General features: G+C 71.4%; 17 protein-coding genes. 12 read left to right on the top strand and 5 right to left on the bottom strand.

The window, feature by feature from the left end; translation table 11 throughout:
• Nucleotides 1-87 precede the first annotated feature (87 nt).
• Nucleotides 88-1,008, bottom strand: a complete 921-nt coding sequence (locus ACIQJT_RS26760; protein ID WP_365464247.1) for an NADP-dependent oxidoreductase — start codon at nucleotides 1,006-1,008, stop codon at nucleotides 88-90.
• 53 nt (nucleotides 1,009-1,061) lie between these two features.
• The gene (locus ACIQJT_RS26755) at nucleotides 1,062-1,700 is read right to left on the bottom strand and encodes an HD domain-containing protein (RefSeq protein ID WP_365464244.1); all 639 of its coding nucleotides are present in this window, start codon (nucleotides 1,698-1,700) and stop codon (nucleotides 1,062-1,064) included.
• A gap of 135 nt (nucleotides 1,701-1,835) precedes the next feature.
• Here ACIQJT_RS26755 and ACIQJT_RS26750 point away from each other — a divergent pair, with 135 nt between their 5' ends.
• The 6 genes from ACIQJT_RS26750 to ACIQJT_RS26725 all read left to right on the top strand — a co-directional run bounded on the left by ACIQJT_RS26750 (nucleotide 1,836) and on the right by ACIQJT_RS26725 (nucleotide 7,710).
• Entirely contained in the window at nucleotides 1,836-2,810 is a 975-nt protein-coding gene (locus ACIQJT_RS26750) for a GlxA family transcriptional regulator (protein WP_402647592.1), read from the top strand.
• A 164-nt stretch (nucleotides 2,811-2,974) separates the two neighbouring features.
• Nucleotides 2,975-4,171 carry an MFS transporter gene (locus ACIQJT_RS26745; RefSeq protein ID WP_402647590.1) on the top strand — a complete coding sequence of 399 codons (1,197 nt, stop codon included), beginning with the start codon at nucleotides 2,975-2,977 and terminating at the stop codon, nucleotides 4,169-4,171.
• 191 nt (nucleotides 4,172-4,362) lie between these two features.
• Entirely contained in the window at nucleotides 4,363-5,010 is a 648-nt protein-coding gene (locus ACIQJT_RS26740; protein ID WP_402647586.1) for an HAD family hydrolase, read from the top strand.
• A gap of 110 nt (nucleotides 5,011-5,120) precedes the next feature.
• Nucleotides 5,121-6,029 (top strand): NAD-dependent protein deacetylase, encoded by a 909-nt coding sequence (locus tag ACIQJT_RS26735; protein ID WP_402647583.1) that lies wholly within the window; start codon nucleotides 5,121-5,123, stop codon nucleotides 6,027-6,029.
• Between the two features lie 207 nt (nucleotides 6,030-6,236).
• Complete coding sequence (locus tag ACIQJT_RS26730) at nucleotides 6,237-6,668, top strand: NfeD family protein (RefSeq protein ID WP_365464231.1); 432 nt, start codon at nucleotides 6,237-6,239, stop codon at nucleotides 6,666-6,668.
• A gap of 4 nt (nucleotides 6,669-6,672) precedes the next feature.
• A complete protein-coding gene (locus ACIQJT_RS26725) occupies nucleotides 6,673-7,710 on the top strand; it encodes an SPFH domain-containing protein (protein WP_365464228.1) in 1,038 nt (345 codons plus the stop codon).
• Nucleotides 7,711-8,903: 1,193 nt separating this feature from the next.
• Here ACIQJT_RS26725 and ACIQJT_RS26720 read toward each other — a convergent pair.
• Both ACIQJT_RS26720 and ACIQJT_RS26715 read right to left on the bottom strand, forming a co-directional pair.
• Complete coding sequence (locus tag ACIQJT_RS26720) at nucleotides 8,904-9,368, bottom strand: DUF5709 domain-containing protein (RefSeq protein ID WP_365464225.1); 465 nt, start codon at nucleotides 9,366-9,368, stop codon at nucleotides 8,904-8,906.
• A 286-nt stretch (nucleotides 9,369-9,654) separates the two neighbouring features.
• On the bottom strand, nucleotides 9,655-10,506 hold the full coding sequence (locus ACIQJT_RS26715) for a LysR family transcriptional regulator (RefSeq protein WP_402647578.1): 852 nt from the start codon (nucleotides 10,504-10,506) through the stop codon (nucleotides 9,655-9,657).
• A gap of 81 nt (nucleotides 10,507-10,587) precedes the next feature.
• Between ACIQJT_RS26715 and ACIQJT_RS26710 the strand changes: the two genes are divergently transcribed.
• The 6 genes from ACIQJT_RS26710 to ACIQJT_RS26685 all read left to right on the top strand — a co-directional run bounded on the left by ACIQJT_RS26710 (nucleotide 10,588) and on the right by ACIQJT_RS26685 (nucleotide 14,955).
• Nucleotides 10,588-11,070: a cupin domain-containing protein gene (locus ACIQJT_RS26710; protein WP_402647575.1), complete on the top strand. Its 483-nt coding sequence runs from the start codon at nucleotides 10,588-10,590 to the stop codon at nucleotides 11,068-11,070.
• A gap of 60 nt (nucleotides 11,071-11,130) precedes the next feature.
• Nucleotides 11,131-11,496, top strand: coding sequence for a DoxX family protein (locus tag ACIQJT_RS26705; protein ID WP_402647572.1), 366 nt, complete (start codon nucleotides 11,131-11,133; stop codon nucleotides 11,494-11,496).
• A gap of 65 nt (nucleotides 11,497-11,561) precedes the next feature.
• Nucleotides 11,562-12,458 (top strand): phosphorothioated DNA-binding restriction endonuclease, encoded by an 897-nt coding sequence (locus ACIQJT_RS26700; RefSeq protein ID WP_402647569.1) that lies wholly within the window; start codon nucleotides 11,562-11,564, stop codon nucleotides 12,456-12,458.
• A 122-nt stretch (nucleotides 12,459-12,580) separates the two neighbouring features.
• Complete coding sequence (locus tag ACIQJT_RS26695) at nucleotides 12,581-13,345, top strand: MBL fold metallo-hydrolase (protein ID WP_402647566.1); 765 nt, start codon at nucleotides 12,581-12,583, stop codon at nucleotides 13,343-13,345.
• A 121-nt stretch (nucleotides 13,346-13,466) separates the two neighbouring features.
• Nucleotides 13,467-14,699, top strand: a complete 1,233-nt coding sequence (locus ACIQJT_RS26690; RefSeq protein WP_402647563.1) for a GNAT family N-acetyltransferase — start codon at nucleotides 13,467-13,469, stop codon at nucleotides 14,697-14,699.
• Nucleotides 14,700-14,811: 112 nt separating this feature from the next.
• Nucleotides 14,812-14,955 carry a hypothetical protein gene (locus tag ACIQJT_RS26685; RefSeq protein WP_402647560.1) on the top strand — a complete coding sequence of 48 codons (144 nt, stop codon included), beginning with the start codon at nucleotides 14,812-14,814 and terminating at the stop codon, nucleotides 14,953-14,955.
• A 128-nt stretch (nucleotides 14,956-15,083) separates the two neighbouring features.
• Here the strand turns inward: ACIQJT_RS26685 and ACIQJT_RS26680 are convergent, their stop codons facing one another.
• Nucleotides 15,084-15,620 (bottom strand): TetR/AcrR family transcriptional regulator, encoded by a 537-nt coding sequence (locus ACIQJT_RS26680; protein WP_402647557.1) that lies wholly within the window; start codon nucleotides 15,618-15,620, stop codon nucleotides 15,084-15,086.
• Nucleotides 15,621-15,644: the final 24 nt, after the last annotated feature.

Below are 15,644 nucleotides of genomic sequence, written 5' to 3'. Positions count from 1 at the left end.
AGCTTGGCATGCCCGCGAGACCCGTCACCAAGGGTTTTTGACGGCCGGGGTGGACGCGGGCCGCTCGCCCTGCCCACCCCGTCGTCCTCAGTCCTCGGCGACGCGAATGATCGTGCGGCCGGGTACGCGCTCTCGTGAGGTGAAGGCGTCGGCCGCTTCCGCAAGCGGCCGCACCGCGCCGACGCGTACCCGCAGCCGGCCCTCCCGCACCCGCCGGGCGAGGTCGGCGAGGCGTGCCCGGTCGGGTTCGACCACGAAGAAGACGGCTCGGCCGTCGGCAGGGCGCACGGTGGGCGGCTGAGCGATGCTGACGAGCGTGCCGCCGGGCCGTACGAGGGCGGCCGAGCGGTTGAGGACGTCGCCGCCGATGACGTCGAACACGACGTCGACCTGCCCCGTCTCCTCCCATCGGTCGGCTTCCAGGTCGAGGAACGTGTGCGCGCCCAGCCCGAGGACGGTGTCCCGGTCGGCGGAGCGGCCCGTGCCGACCACGCGGGCGCCCGCTTCGTGGGCGAGCTGCACGGCGATCGAGCCGACGCCGCCGGCGGCCCCGTGGATCAGGACGGTCTGGCCGGTGGTGAGGCGGGCGTGGTCGAACAGGCCCTGCCAGGCGGTCAGGCCGGAGATCGGCAGGGCGGCGGCCAGGGTGTGGTCGATGTCGGCGGGCAGCGGGGCGAGGTTGCGGGCTTCCACGGAGACGTACTCGGCGAGCGATCCGTTGCGGGTCCAGTCGGCCAGTCCGAAGACGCGCTGGCCGACGGTGAGGCCGGTCGTTCCGAATCCGAGTTCCGTCACCACTCCCGAGACCTCGTGGCCGGGCACGCTCGGGGTGCGGTCACGGCCGGCGCGGTCGGTCCAGGTGGCGGGCCAGTCGAGCTCGCCCCGGGTGAAGCCCGCGGCGTGCACCCGCAGGATGACGTCGTTCTCGGCGGCGTGGGGGTGGGGAAGCTCCTCCAGGGTCAGTCCCTTGAGTCCGGCTTCGCGATCCCGAACGGTGATGGCTCGCATGATGTGCCTTTCGTGGTGTGGTCTGAGGTGAGGGAAGGGTGGGAACGGCCAGGTCACCGTGGCCACGGAGCGTCCAGGACCCGCTCCACCATGGACGTACGCCGAAATCCGGGCACGAAGTGTTCCAGGACGTCCGCGTTGACGGTCCCGTAGGTGGTGTCCGGGCGGTCCTTGAGACCGTCGACGAATGCCTGAAGGAATTCCTTCTTGAAATCGCCGCGCGGATGAGCGGCGACGATCTCCTCCGTCTGGTCGTGCCGAAGTTCATCGAGCCCCCAGCCGATCGCGTCGGTCAGCACGCCGTAGTTCGTGGCGGCGACCTCGGGTTCCATCCGGCCCGGAATCCCCGGTGTGGTGTGCAGGGCGATCGCCCTCCAGACCACGTCGGCGGCACTTTCGGAGAATCCGCGTTCCAGGAGGAATTTCTGCGCGTGATCGGCGCCGTCCAGCTCGAATCGCTGCTGCTCGTCGCGGAACGGGATCAGAAGGCCGACGTCGTGGAACATCGCCGAGACGTAGAGCAACTCGGGATCGGGCCGCAGGCCCCTTGCACGCGCGTGGAGGGAACCGAAGAGGAATACCCGCCGGGAGTGGTGGAGGATCAAAGGGTTCGTCCGCTCCCGAAGGAACTCAGTGGCCTCCGCGACAGCCGAGGTTCCGGGTATTTCCACCCCTGCGATGATGTCGGTCATGATGTCCGCGCTTTCCGATGCGATGTACGACGGGTGGACCGTGGGCCCGCTCTCCACATTGCCGACCTCGCTGCCCTCGGCGCCGCCTCCGTCCGGCCATGACTCCCTCGAATCCGGTCATCCCAGGGTGGGCCAGTGAGCTCCGCCCCGCACCGCGTGGCGATCCTCGTCTACGACGGCGTCAAACTGCTGGACGTCGCCGGTCCGGCAGAGGTGTTCGGGGAGGCGAACCTGCTCGGCGCCGACTACCGGATCACCCTGCTGTCGACGACGGGCGCCGACGTCACCTCCTCGATCGGCATGCGCATCGCGGTCGACGGCAGCGCCGCCACCCGGACGGACCACGACACGCTCCTGGTTCCGGGCGGGGACGTCTATCCCAGGACGCCGGTCACCCGCGATCTGGCCGAGGCGACCGGGCACCTGGCGGCTCATGCGGGCCGTGTCGCCTCCGTGTGTTCCGGGGCCTTCGTCCTCGGAGCGACGGGGCTCCTGGACGGCAGGCGGGCGACCACCCACTGGAAGATCGCCGGCGAACTCGCCAGCAGGCACCCCAAGGCCCGTGTCGAGCCGGACGCCATCTACGTGCGCGACGGCACGATGTACACGTCGGCGGGCGTCACCGCGGGCATCGACCTGGCCCTGGCGCTCGTCGAGGAGGACCACGGCGCCGACGTCAGCCGTGAGGTGGCCCGCTCCCTGGTGGTCTACCTGCAACGGGCGGGCGGCCAGTCACAGTTCTCCGCGCCCTTGCAGGGCTCGCCGCCCCGGTCTCCGGCACTGCGCAGGGTCGTCGACCTGGTCACCGCGGACCCCGCCGGCGACTACTCGCTCGCCGCGCTCGCCGGACGGCTCAACGTCAGTACGCGCCACCTCACCAGGCTGTTCCGGGAGGAGCTGGGCACCACGCCCGCCCGCTACGTCGAGTCGATCCGCTTCGACATCGCGAAGTCCTTCCTCGACCAGGGGCACACCGCCACCCAGGCGGCGTCCATGGCCGGCTTCCCGAGCTACGAGAGCCTGCGCCGCGTCTTCGCCCGGGAGTTGTCCATCAGCCCGGCCGCCTACCAGCGCCGGTTCGCCACCGCCCGCCGCGAGCAGCCCGGATAGCGTCCCGGGGCAGGGCAACACGAGCGAGGGGATGCGCCCCCGCGCTCGCCACCTGTGCGCTGCCCGGCGGGACCCGCCCCATACCTATGTACATTTGTACATACCCGATGGACGCGGGGCCCGCCGACGGCCCGCTCCCACAGCCGAGCCCCGCGGAGCCTCCCTTGACAGACCCCGCCGTGCGCCGGCGCCGCCAAGCCCTGTACCTGTTCTTCTTCCTCCCAGGAATCGCCATGTCCTCCTGGGTCACGCGCACCCCCGACGTCCGGGACCGACTGGGCGCTTCCATCGCGGAGATGGGGCTGATCCTCTTCGGCCTGTCCATCGGATCGATGATCGGCATCCTGTGCTCCGGCCGCTTCGTGGAACGCCTCGGCACCCGGCCCGTGATCGTGCTCGGCACCGTCCTGATCGTCGCGGCAACTATCGTCATCGGCGCAGGCAGCGCCGCTTCCTCGCCGGTCCTGGTCACCGCCGGGCTCTTCCTGTTCGGTGCGGGCATGGGGTCGGGCGAGGTGGCGGTCAACGTGGACGGTGCCGACGTCGAACGCCTCACCGGCACACCGGTCCTGCCCACCCTGCACGGCTGCTTCAGTCTGGGCACGGTCGTCGGCGCCCTGGCCGGGATGACCGCCACGGCTGCGGAGGTCCCCGTCCACTGGCACCTCGCCGCGATCACCGTGGCCGCCACGGGCATTCTGATCCACGCCTCACGTGCGCTGCCGACGGGCGTCGGTCTCAGCACCCGCCCCCGGACCACCGACCCCGCCGGGCGCCCCGGGCCGCGGGTCTGGAAGGACCGCAAGCTGCTCCTCATCGGCGCCATCGTGCTGGCCATGGCGCTGGCCGAGGGGGCGGCCAACGACTGGCTGCCACTGCTCATGGTGGACGGCCACGGCCTGGACGCCACGGCCGGTTCGCTCGTCTACGTCGGGTTCGCCGCCGCGATGACACTGGGCCGCTTCTGCGGCACGTACTTCCTCGTCCGCTTCGGGCGTTCCACCGTCCTGCGAGCGAGCGCCCTCTCCGGTGCCCTCGGCCTCGTCCTCGTGATCTTCTCCGACAGCGCGGCCGTCGCGGCGGCCTCCGTTCTCTTCTGGGGACTCGGCGCCTCTCTCGGCTTCCCGGTGGCCCTGTCGGCGGCCGGCGACTCGGGCCCGGACCAGACCGCGCGCGTCTCCCTGGTCGCCGTGATCGGCTACGTCGCCTTCCTCGTCGGGCCACCCGCCCTCGGTTTCCTGGGTGACCACTACGGGCTGCGTACGGCCATGCTCGCGGTGCTGGTGTTCGTCGTCTCCGCGATCCTGATCGCGCCCGCCGCCGACACCCGCGAGCGGGCCGGCGCGACGCTGGACGCCTGACGCGGGGCCCGGCGGGCCCGGATGCGCACCTGGCGGAGTACCGCGGCGCCGACTCCGGCCTGCGCCCGCGCGTCGGTCAGAACCGGGGGATCGACTCAGCCCTGGACGAGCCGTGACCGACGGACTCCGCAGCGGCCGAAGCAGGACAGGACCGTACCGGTCGCGCTCCGCGCCAAGTAGGGTCCATCATCGTGAAACTCGCGATCTTCGATCTGGACGGCACCCTGGTCGACCGCACCGGCGCCTTCGCCGATGCCATCACCGCCCTGAGCCACGACCACGCCTACGGCCCGGAGATCGAGCAGTGGCTGCTGACCGAGCTGGCCGACCACGCCGAGCGCGCTGACTTCGACCGGCTGCGCGCCACCTTCCCCGTCCGTGAGAGCGCCGACCATCTGTGGCGCGTCTACATCGACCGCATGGCGGCCTCCATGCACTGCCGCCCTGCCGTCCTCGACAGCCTGGAGCGTCTCAAGCGGGCGGGCTGGAGCATCGGTGTCGCCACGAACGGCGCCAGCGACATCCAGCGGGCCAAGATCCACGCCACCGGTCTGTCCGACCTGATCGACGGGATCGCCGCGTCCGGTGACATCGACATACGCAAACCCGACCCACGGCTCTTCGAGCTCGCCGCCGCGCGGTGCGGTACGCAGCTCACTCCGGGTGACTGGATGACCGGCGACAATCCGGAGACCGACATCGCCGGCGGCCATGACGCGGGCCTGCGGACCATCTGGGTCACCGGCCGTCCCTGGCCCGACGGGCTGGTGACCCCGCACCACACGGTCGGCGACGTCGTGGAGGCCATCGACTACCTCCTCGACCAGGACTCGGCATAGCCGGGGAACCGTCTCCCGGAACCGCGCTCACCGGTGCCGGGCGCGGGCGAGGCGGTCCCCGCGGATCGACTCGACGGACGACGCGGGCCCGGTTCCGTACCCTGGCACGCATGCGGACCCGTCCCACCCTGCACTGGACCCCTCCCCCGGACCTGCCGCCGGCCACCACCGACCTCCGGCCGGTGGTCGACGCGCTCGGCGCCGGTGGCGTGCTGGTGCTCACCGGGGCGGGCATCTCCACGGAGTCGGGCATCCCCGCGTACCGGGGCGAGGGCGGCAGCCTGAGTCGGCACACGCCGATGACGTACCAGGACTTCACCGCGGGCCCGCAGGCACGGCGACGCTATTGGGCCCGCAGCCATCTCGGGTGGCGTACCTTCGGCCGTGCCCGGCCCAACGCCGGGCACCAGGCGGTCGCCGCGTTCGCCCGGCACGGGCTGCTCTCGGGGGTGATCACCCAGAACGTCGACGGTCTGCACCAGGCCGCCGGCGCCGAGGGGGTGGTGGAGCTGCACGGCAGCCTGGCGAGAGTCCGGTGCCTGGCTTGCGGTGCCGTCACCTCGCGCCGTGACCTCGCGGTGCGGCTGGAGGAGGCCAACGCGGGGTTCCGTCCGGTGGCCGCGGGCATCAACCCCGACGGTGACGCCGACCTCTCGGACGAACAGGTGGCCGACTTCCGCGTCGTGCCCTGTGCGGACTGCGGCGGCATCCTCAAGCCCGACGTGGTGTTCTTCGGCGAGCCGGTGCCGGCGCAGCGGATCGAGAACTGCCGCGAGATGGTCCGAGCGGCGCGATCCCTGCTGGTTCTGGGCTCCTCCCTGACGGTGATGTCGGGACTCAGATTCGTCCGCCAGGCAGCCCAGTCGGACAAGAGGGTCCTCATCGTCAACCGTGATCCCACCCGCGGTGACCAGCTCGCCCACACCCGTGTCAGCCTTCCGCTGGGAACCGCCCTGACGTCTGTCGCGGGCGCCCTGGGCCTTCCCGTCCACGGCGGGACGCCTCCCTGGCAGCCCTGAGCCGGCTCAGGGGGCGCTTACGCCTCCGTCCCTGCCCGGTGTGCCGTGCGGGGCGGATGCCGAACGTCTGAGCGTGCGAGGCCAGGCTGCACCAGAGGTCCGGAACGCGCGGGTTTCCCTTCCAGGGGTATCGCAGCCATCCGGTATCGGGGTGCAATGGTGTACGTCAGGCCCTTCCGCACCCGCACCGGTCAGAAGAGGCACGCCATGGATCCATCGCTGATCTGGTTGATCATCGCAGCCGTGCTGGCTGTGGCGGAGATCGCCACCCTCACCGCCGCGCTCGGAATGCTGAGTGTGTCCGCACTGGTCACGGCGGGGTCCGCCGCGCTCGGACTGCCGCTGCCCTTCCAGTTTCTGGTGTTCACCCTCGTCGCCACGGGCACCCTGGTGTTCGTGCGCCCCATCGCGCTGCGCCACCTGCTCCGGCCCCAAGTGGAACGATTCGGCATCGACGCTCTGGTCGGCAAGCCCGCCTATGTCCTCTCGGAGGTGACGGGCCTCGGCGGCAGGGTCCGCATCGACGGCGAGGAATGGACGGCCCGCGCCTACGACGAGACGCTGGTGATTCCGCCTGGAAAGACGGTCGATGTCATGGAGATCTGCGGCGCCACCGCCCTCGTCTACCCCCGGGACTGAAAACATGGAAACCTCGGCGTTCCTCATTGCCGGCCTTCTTGTCGCACTGCTCGCGGTTTTCACCGTGGTGAGGGCGGTCCGCATCGTGCCGCAGGCGCGCGCTCGCAATGTCGAGCGGCTCGGCCGTTACCACCGGACACTGACTCCGGGGCTCAGTCTCGTCATTCCGTTCATCGACCGGGTCCACCCGGTGATCGATCTCCGGGAACAGGTCGTCTCCTTCAAGCCGCAACCCGTGATCACCGAGGACAATCTGGTCGTCGAGATCGACACCGTTCTGTACTTCCAGGTCACCGACCCCCGAGCGGCGTTCTACGAGATCGCCAATTTCCTCCAGGCGGTCGAACAGCTCACCGTGACCACTTTGCGCAACGTCGTCGGATCCATGGACCTGGAAAAGACCCTCACCTCACGGGACACCATCAACAGCCAGCTCCGCGGCGTCCTGGACGAGGCCACCGGCAAGTGGGGGCTGAGGGTCAACCGAGTGGAGATCAAGGCCATCGACCCGCCGCAGTCCATCAAGGACGCGATGCAGAAGCAGATGCGAGCCGAACGGGACAAGCGTGCCGCGATTCTCGGCGCCGAGGGCCAGCGCCAGTCGCAGATCCTCACCGCCGAGGGCGACAAGCAGGCCGCCGTCCTGCGCGCCGAGGGCAACCGCACCGCTGCGATCCTCCAGGCCGAGGGCCAGTCCCGGGCCATCGACGAGGTGTTCCAGGCCGTGCACCGCAATGACCCCGACCCCAAACTGCTGGCCTACCAGTACCTCCAGACGCTGCCCCAGCTGGCGCAGGGCTCGGGGAACAACTTCTGGGTGATCCCCAGTGAGATCACGTCCGCGCTCCAGGGCGTGTCGCGTGCGTTCACCGAGGTGCTGCCCCAGTCCCCGGCCACCCGTGAGAAGCCCTCGGACGACAGCGCCGAGCGGGCGGCCGACGACACCGCACAGGCCGCGCAGGCCGCCGCAGCGGCCCTCGCGGACGCGGCCAAGGCCGACCGCGCCACCCCCGACGTCCTCCCGTCCGTGCCGCCCCGCTGAACCACGGCCCGTCCTCGGACGCGGCCCCTGTGACCGACGTCCGGCGTCCTGGCCCTGCCGAGCCGCCGCCGGGCAGATCGCACTGACCGACACCTTCACGCGCCACACACACGTGCTCCATAGTGTCCTCCGATCCGCCTTCCCGAGGATGAGACGACGAGACCACGAAGAGGTGCAGTTGAACGGCCTTGGCACCGCGTCACCCGGCACGGCGACTGAAATAGTCCTGCTCGATCCCCAGGAGCACGTCATAGGACGGCTCCGTTTCCGGGCCTGCCGGACCTGTCGCACGGGGCGGATCCTGGACGTCTGGGTCTGCGACGCCCGGCAGCGTCAGGGGCTGGGACGCGATCTCGTCCACTCCGTTCTCGCCCGTTGCCCCGGCTTCCGGTGGAGCACGACGGCCCAGACCCGCGACGGACGGGGCTTCTTCGAGACGATGGCCCGGGAGAGCGCGGTACCCCTACCCCACGGCGGCCCCCTGTGCTGCCACCTCATGGGAGGGTTCCGGCGCACCTGGCACGGCCTGCTGGATCGCCGGCCGCACCCTGGGTCTCGCCACGGGTGAAGGGCGAGGGATGCCCGCCCTCCGGTCACACGTCGTCGTCCGGCCGGACCAGCGGCCTGGCCCCGATCGCCGCCGTGTGCAGGGTGCGACGGTGAGAGGAGTCGGCCGGGTCGGCGCCGGTGCGCCTGTGCGTGCGGGGGGGCGCCGCCCGTAGTACCGACTGCCTGGTGTGCAGCCGCTCGGCCGGATCGAGGGCGTCGAGGGCCCCCTCGTAGGCCCGCGCCCGGGCGAGCGGGCCCGAAGCCGCCTCCCGCGCCTCGGCCGGCTGGTCCGAGGCCGTCCGAGGCCGACCTGCTGAAGCCGGCCGGACCGCGCGGCACACTCACCGCCGAACAGGCGCTCCGTTGGGCCGAGTTGACGGCCGTCTACGTCCATGTCCAGGCCCTGGGCGGACCGGCCGCCGCCCCTTCACCCGCCCGTGCCCGCCCTCGGTGCGCCCGCCGACCGGATCGCCGCCGTCGAGGCGGCGATCAACCGCGCCACGGGCCCACGCCGTCCGATCACCGATGCCACCGCCCGGCACGCAGCCGGCCCCGTCCCCGGTGTGGCCGCGAAGGCAGCACCGGTCGCGGCACTTCAGGGGCCGCCGCGGCTCGCCGTCGGGGCAGGTCGGCGTGACCAGTCGTCAGTAGGTCTCGGAGTCGGGGATCAGGTGGACCGCGGCCTCCTCGGCCGAGGCCCCGGCGCCGTCCAGCCCCAGGTCGGAAGCGATCAGGTCGGAGTCGGTGTTCTCATGGCTGCCCTCGTCGGGCGCGACCAGCCGTCCGGCGCGTTCGTCCCCGACCTCGTCGTCGATGAGCTCACCGTCGGTGTCCCAGGTGTCCCCCAGCCCGTCACCGTACGGGACACCGACGTCCGGCACCTCCTCGGAAAGACGCTCGTCCAAGCTCTCGCCCCGCCGCTGCTCCGACGCCGTGACGCCGGTGTGCTCCGCGCCCCACGGCTTCTCCGGGGGCGACCAGCCCTCGTCCAGGGTCTCGTCGCCGCTCCGGAAGTCCAGGGTGTCCAGGGCGTCGAGCACCCCGGCGTCGTCCTGCACCTCGGAACCGTCCGGCTGGTAGACGTCGTCACCCATCGCTTCGTCGGCCATCTGCGCTCCCTCGTTGTTCGGGCCGGAGGGCCGGCGGCAGACCACCCCTCGCGGCGGGACGGCGTGAACGGAACCAGGTCCGTCCAGATCTCGACGACGGTCACCCCGGCCCCCGGTGCCGCTGGACGTCACTCTAGAGCCGCTGCCCCCACAGAATCCCCATGAGCGCACAACCACTGTCCCCACAGCGCACGAACGACGTCACTCACCAGCCTTCCCCTCAGCAACCGCGGCACGGACGGCAGCGGAAACGTGCATCAGCTGCGGCGGCACCGGTTGCCGAACGTCATTGGCGATACGCCGCCGTCGCGATCTCCACGAAGGACCGGATCAACGGGTTGGTGTCGCCTTCGTTCCACGCCGCCACCACGCGGCTCGGGGCCATGTCGATCAGCGGCACCACGGCCAGTTCGGTGGGCAGGTCGTGGCCGAGCGGGGCCATGCCGACCGTGCCGTTCCACAGCACGGCCTGGAGGCACTCCTGGACGGCCCGCACCACCGGACCCTCGCGCGGTGTCCCGCCGTTCCAGTACGACTGCCAGACGGGGTCCGTGCCCCGCGGGAACTGGAACCAGCGGCGATCGTCGAGTTCGGCCAGCCGCAGCCGGTCGCGGCGGGCCAGAGGATCGTCGGCGCGCAGGACGACGCCGACCGGATCGGCGCGCAGCACACGCACCGTCAGGGCGGTCTCGTCGAACGGCGACCGTGTCAGGGCGACGTCGACGAGTCCGGCGCGCAACCCGCACGTCGGGTCGGTCAGATCGGTGTCGCGGATGCGGATGTCGATGCCCGGGTGGCTCCGACGGTAGGCGGCGGCCAGCCTGGCCACTCCCGGATCGGTGCCGTCGCCCAGAATCCCGACGGTCAGGGTCGTCATGCCGGCCGCCGCGCTCACGCGGACACGTACGCGGTCGGCGTGTTCGAGCAGGGCCCGCGCCTCGTCGAGCAGCACCGTGCCCACCGGCGTGAGGGCGACGCCCGCGGGCGAGCGGGCGAACAGCAGGGCCCCGACCTCGGCCTCCAACTGCTTGATCGCCCGGCTCAGCGGTGGCTGGCTCATGTGCAGTCGGGTCGCGGCCCGGCCGAAGTGGAGTTCCTCGGCGACCGCCACGAAGTAGCGCAAGGTCCGTAGCTCCACGCTGCAACCATACCCACCGGGTATCGGTGCCGCAGGACAGGTCTTGGACACCGGCAGGGGGCTGGAGGTGGACTCGGGAACATGACCGACGCAGCAGGAACCAGTGAACCGCAGGCCGGCCCCGCCGTATCGGTGGTGGGTCCGGGCGAGGGCGAGACGATCACTCTCGGCACCACGCGCATGCGCGTCCTGGAGGACGGCAGCCGCACCGGGCACCGCCTCGCCATGGCCGAGTCCGTCCTCGCCCCGCACACCGAGGGTCCGCCCCAGCACCGCCACGCCCGGCACGACGAGGGCTTCTACATCCTCTCCGGCAGCGTGCGGTTCACCGTCGGGGACCATGACCACGACGCCACCGCGGGCACGCTCGTGATGGTGCCGCCCGGTACCCCGCACACCTTCGCCAACGTGAGCGACGAACCCGCCGTCATGCTCAGCACCTTCACCCCCGGCCTGTATATGCAGTACTTCCGAGACCTCCAGGCCCTGCTCGCCGACGGTCGGCCGCTGACACCGCAGGCCAACATCGACGCGATGAGCCGCTACGGCACTGAGCCTGCCTGAAGTCGCCCCGACGGACACGATCGACGGGCCCCGGAAACCGGCGGCCCATGAACGGGAACCATGAACATCGCCTATTGGATCGTCGCGGGACTCCTCGCGCTCTTCTACCTCTACGCGGGCGCCCTGAAGGTGACCCGCAGCCGCGAGCAGCTCCGGCCGATGATGGCCTGGGTCGACCGCATGCCGATGCCCGCCGTCAGGGCGCTCGGAACGGTCGAACTGCTCGGCGCGGCAGGACTGATCCTGCCGCAGCTGACCGGCATCGCGCCCGCGCTGGCGCCGGCCGCGGCCATCGGCTTCCTGCTCCTGCAGGCCGGCGCGATCGCCGTCCACCTGACCGGTGAGGACCGCCGGATCACCCTCAACCTCGGGCTCGTCGCCGCCACCGCCGTGACCGTCTGGCTGGCCGTGGCGACGTACGGCTGAGGCCGGGCACCGCTCGCCCGATGACGCCGACCGCGGCAGCGGAGCCGTCACTACGATCACCTCCCATGGATTGGCTCGAACGCCTCGCGAAGCTTCGGCAGTGGACCAGGAACGGCACACGGGCCCCGCACAAGCCGCTGCTCCTGCTGTACGCCCTCGGCCGGTACCAGGAGGACACCGGCAGCGCGCTGCGGTACACGGCGGTGGAGGAGGATCTGGGGCGGCTGCTGACCGAGTACGGGCCGCCCAACAGGACATCTCCCGCGTACCCGTTCCACCATCTGGTGAGCGACGGGGTGTGGGAGGTGCGGACAGACGGAGGACACGGCAGCCCCGGCAGCGGAGTGGGGGACCTGCGCCGGACCGGTGCCACCGGGAGGCTCGCCCCGGAGCTCAGAACGGCTCTGGACGGCGATCCGGAACTGCTGGGCCGGATAGCCCAGTTGTTGCTCGACCTGCACTTCCCGCCCTCACTGCACGAGGAGTTGCGGGAAGCGGTCGGCCTGGATCCGGAGGCGGTGCCGACCGGGCACCTCCCGTCCCTGCGGCGGCGGCAGCGGGACCGGCGCATGCGCGAGATCGTGCTGACCGCCTACGAGTTCCGGTGTGCCTTCTGCGGCTACGACGGCAGGATCGGCACCGTCCCGGTCGGCCTGGAAGCCGCGCACGTCCGCTGGTGGGCGTTCGGCGGCCCGGACGACGTGGACAACGGTCTGTGCCTGTGCTCGTTGCACCACAAGCTCTTCGACAAGGGCGTCCTCGGGGTCGACGAAGACCATCGCATCCTGGTCTCGCAGCGCTTCGTCGGCCACAGCCCCGCCGCTCGCGAGCAGGTCGTCGCGTTGGCGGGGCGTCCGTTGGTCGGGCCGCAGCCCGGCGTCCGCCCGGTCGCGGCGGACCATCTCGCCTGGCACACCGGCCAGGTGTTCCACGGCGCACCGCGCCCTGCCGTCGGCGCCTGAGACCTGTCGGTCCGGGCAGGTGCCGGAGCCTTCTGGAAAGCCTGCTGCTCAGCCCCGCCCTCAGCGATGAGTTCGGCTGAGCGAAGCAGTCTCACCAGTGTGAGCGACCGACGGGAGTGGCGATGGGCAAGCTGAAGCAGGTGGCCGACGGTGTCTGGGTCCGGCAGAGCGAGTGGGTGTGGAGCAACTCCGTCGTGGTGCGCGGTGACGACGGGCTGGTCCTGATCGATCCCGGCATCCACGGCTCCGAGCTGGACCAGCTCGCCGATGCCGTGGACCAGCTCGGTGTCCCGGTGGTCGCGGGGTTCTGCACCCACCCGCACTGGGACCACCTGCTCTGGCATCCCCGGTTCGGCGACGTGCCGCGCTACGCCACTCCCGCCGCCGCCCAGGTGGCCACCGAGGCCAGGGAGAGGGCACAGGCGATGGCGACGCGGAGCGCGTCCGACGTTCCTCTCGAACTGGTCGCTCTCCTCACCCCGCTGCCCGCGACCGGCGGACCCGTTCCGGGCGAGATCATCGAGCATCGGGCGCACGCCGTCGGTCACGCCGCGATGCTCCTCGCGGACCGGGGCGTCCTGGTCGTGGGCGACATGCTCTCGGACGTACTCATCCCGCTCTTCGACGTTCGCCAGGACGATCAGGTGGCCGCCTACGAGAGGGCACTCGACCGGCTGGACGAGGCGGCCGGGCACGCCGACGTGGTGATCCCCGGCCATGGCGCGGTCGCCGAGGGCTCCCAGGTGGCGGCCCGCCTCGCCGCCGACCGTGCCTACGTCGACGCGCTGCGGCGAGGGGAGGAACCGGTCGACGCACGTCTGGGACCGCACGCGGACTGGCTCTACGGCCCCCACCGGTCCAACCAGGAGCAGGTTCGCGGTCGGTAGGCATCCCGTAATTCGGTTGACCGGGCCACGGGCCACCGCTGCACTGTGGCCAGGCCTCATCAGTGGTGAGGCCGGGCCTCACCAGTCGTGGGGCCGGGATCCCGAGGAGGCAGCGGCCGCGATGGAGATACGTTCCACGACCGACGAGGATTTCGACGTCTTCGTCGACACCGTCCACGCGGCGTTCGGGCACTTCCCGGAGACTCCGACCGAGGGCGGCGGACTGTGGTGGTCGGCGCTCGAAACGGACCGCTGCCTGCTCGCCCGGACGGCCGACGGCCGGCCGATGGGTACCGCCGCCACGCACTCCTTCGAGCTCACCCTGCCCGGCGCGACCGTCGTCCCGGCACCCGGGGTGACCGCGGTCGGCGTTCTGCCCTCGCACCGACGCCGGGGCGTGCTCAGCGCGATGATGCGGCACCAACTCACCGACCTGCGGGCCCACGGCGACGTCCTCTCCGTGCTGCTCGCCTCTGAGGCCCTGATCTACGGCCGGTTCGGCTACGGACCGGCGACCTACACACAGCGTCTGACCGTACAGCGCCATCGGGCCGCCTTCGCCCGCCCGCGAGCCCGCGCCACTCCCGGCGCACCGGCGGCCGGCCAGGACGACGGCACGATCGAGGTGCTGCGCCGCGCCGAGTGCGGCAAGATCCTGGAAGAGGTCTACGACCGGTACCGCCGCGCCCAGCCCGGCGCGCTGTCCCGGCCGCACCGCTGGTGGGACCTGCGCGCGGGGCAGCCCCCGATCTCGCCCGCGCCACGCTACGTCGCCGTCCACCGGGATGCCGACGGTGTACCGGACGGGTACGCCAGCTACTCGATCGACGACTCCCGGACCCTGAAGGTCGACGAGACCATCACCGGCGACGACACCGTGTTCACCGCACTCGCCCGCTTCGTGCTCGGCCATGACCTGGTCTCCGAGGTCGTGTTCCGCCACGTCCCGCCCCACCATCCGCTGCGCTGGCAGCTCGCGGACTTCCGTGCCGCCGAGGTGAGCGGCGACACGGACTGGCTGTGGGTAAGGCTGCTGGACGTCCCCCGTGCGCTGACCGCGCGTGGCTGGTTCGCGGACGGCGAGCTCGTCTTCGACGTCGACGACCCCTTCCTCGACGAGCACAACCGCTACCTGCTGACCGTCCGGGACGGCAAGGCCGACTGCGTCCCGACCGACCGGGAGCCCGACCTGTCCCTGAGGGTGAACGACCTGGGTTCGGTCTACCTGGGCGGCACCGCCCCGAGCACACTCGTACGCGCCGGGCACATCCGCGCCCACCACCCGGACGCGGTCCCCCTGGCCGACGCCCTCTTCAGCTCCGACCGCGCACCGCACTGCCTGCACTGGTTCTGAGGACCGCCAGTTCATCGGTCACCCCGTGGCCTGCTCGCCTGAGCCCCGGAGCCCGCCGTCGTCCGACTGACAGCTTCGGGCCGACGGCGGAAAGGGACCGGCGTCCGGCGACATGCCCTTCACCTGGTGGAGCACCGAGACGACGGACCAGGCCCACCTGGCACGAGGTCCGACCGGAACCCACAACGTCGCGACCCGCGAGATGAACCCGCTGATCGTGGGCAAGTCGATCACCGGTCAGAGCGCCTTCGTGTGAGGAGCGGCGGTCGGTGACGGGGCCGCGCCGAGCACGGCAGCCGTCCGGCGGATCGCGTGCACCGATGCCCCGGGACCCTGTGCCCCGGGACCCTGCGCCCCGGGGCTCTTCGCGTCCGGGTGCGGTGTCTAGCGGTGCGCACGGAGTCCGTCGAGGATGAGCGCGAGCATGCGGGGAGCGCGGTCCTCCGGGCCTGGCGCAGCGCGCCACAGTGCGCCGGTGAGCTGGAGGAAGTCGCCGGGGTCGGCGTCCTCTCGGATGCTTCCGTCCTTCTTGCCGGCGTCGAGGAGCCGGGTGATGGCGGCCACGACGGGGCCGTAGCTCTGCTCGCTGATCGCCTGGTGCGCACCCGGGCTGAGGGCGTCCCCGAGGCCGTGCTTCCTGCGCATGGCCTCGACGAGGTCCGTCGTCCAGTGCCGGAGCGCTTCCAGCGGCGGCATCTTCTCCAGCAGTCCCGGCACGGTGCCGATGATGCGGGTGACCTCGTCCTGGTAGACGGCCAGGACCAGCGCCTCGCGCGTCGGGAAGTTGCGGTACAGGGTGCCGGCGCCGACTCCGGCGCGCTGGGCGATCTGGTTCATCGACGTGCTGCCGTCCGCGGTGAGCGCTTCGCGCGCGGCGGCGAGGATGCGCGCCCTGTTCTCACGGGCGTCAGAGCGGACCACAAGACCTCCCCTTGCTAAGTGGAG

Origin of the sequence: Streptomyces sp. NPDC091972 (assembly GCF_044756385.1) — a bacterium.
Lineage (GTDB): Bacteria > Actinomycetota > Actinomycetes > Streptomycetales > Streptomycetaceae > Streptomyces.
The sequence above is the reverse complement of the archived record's forward strand: the minus strand, read 5'-3'. Positions and strand labels throughout refer to the sequence as shown.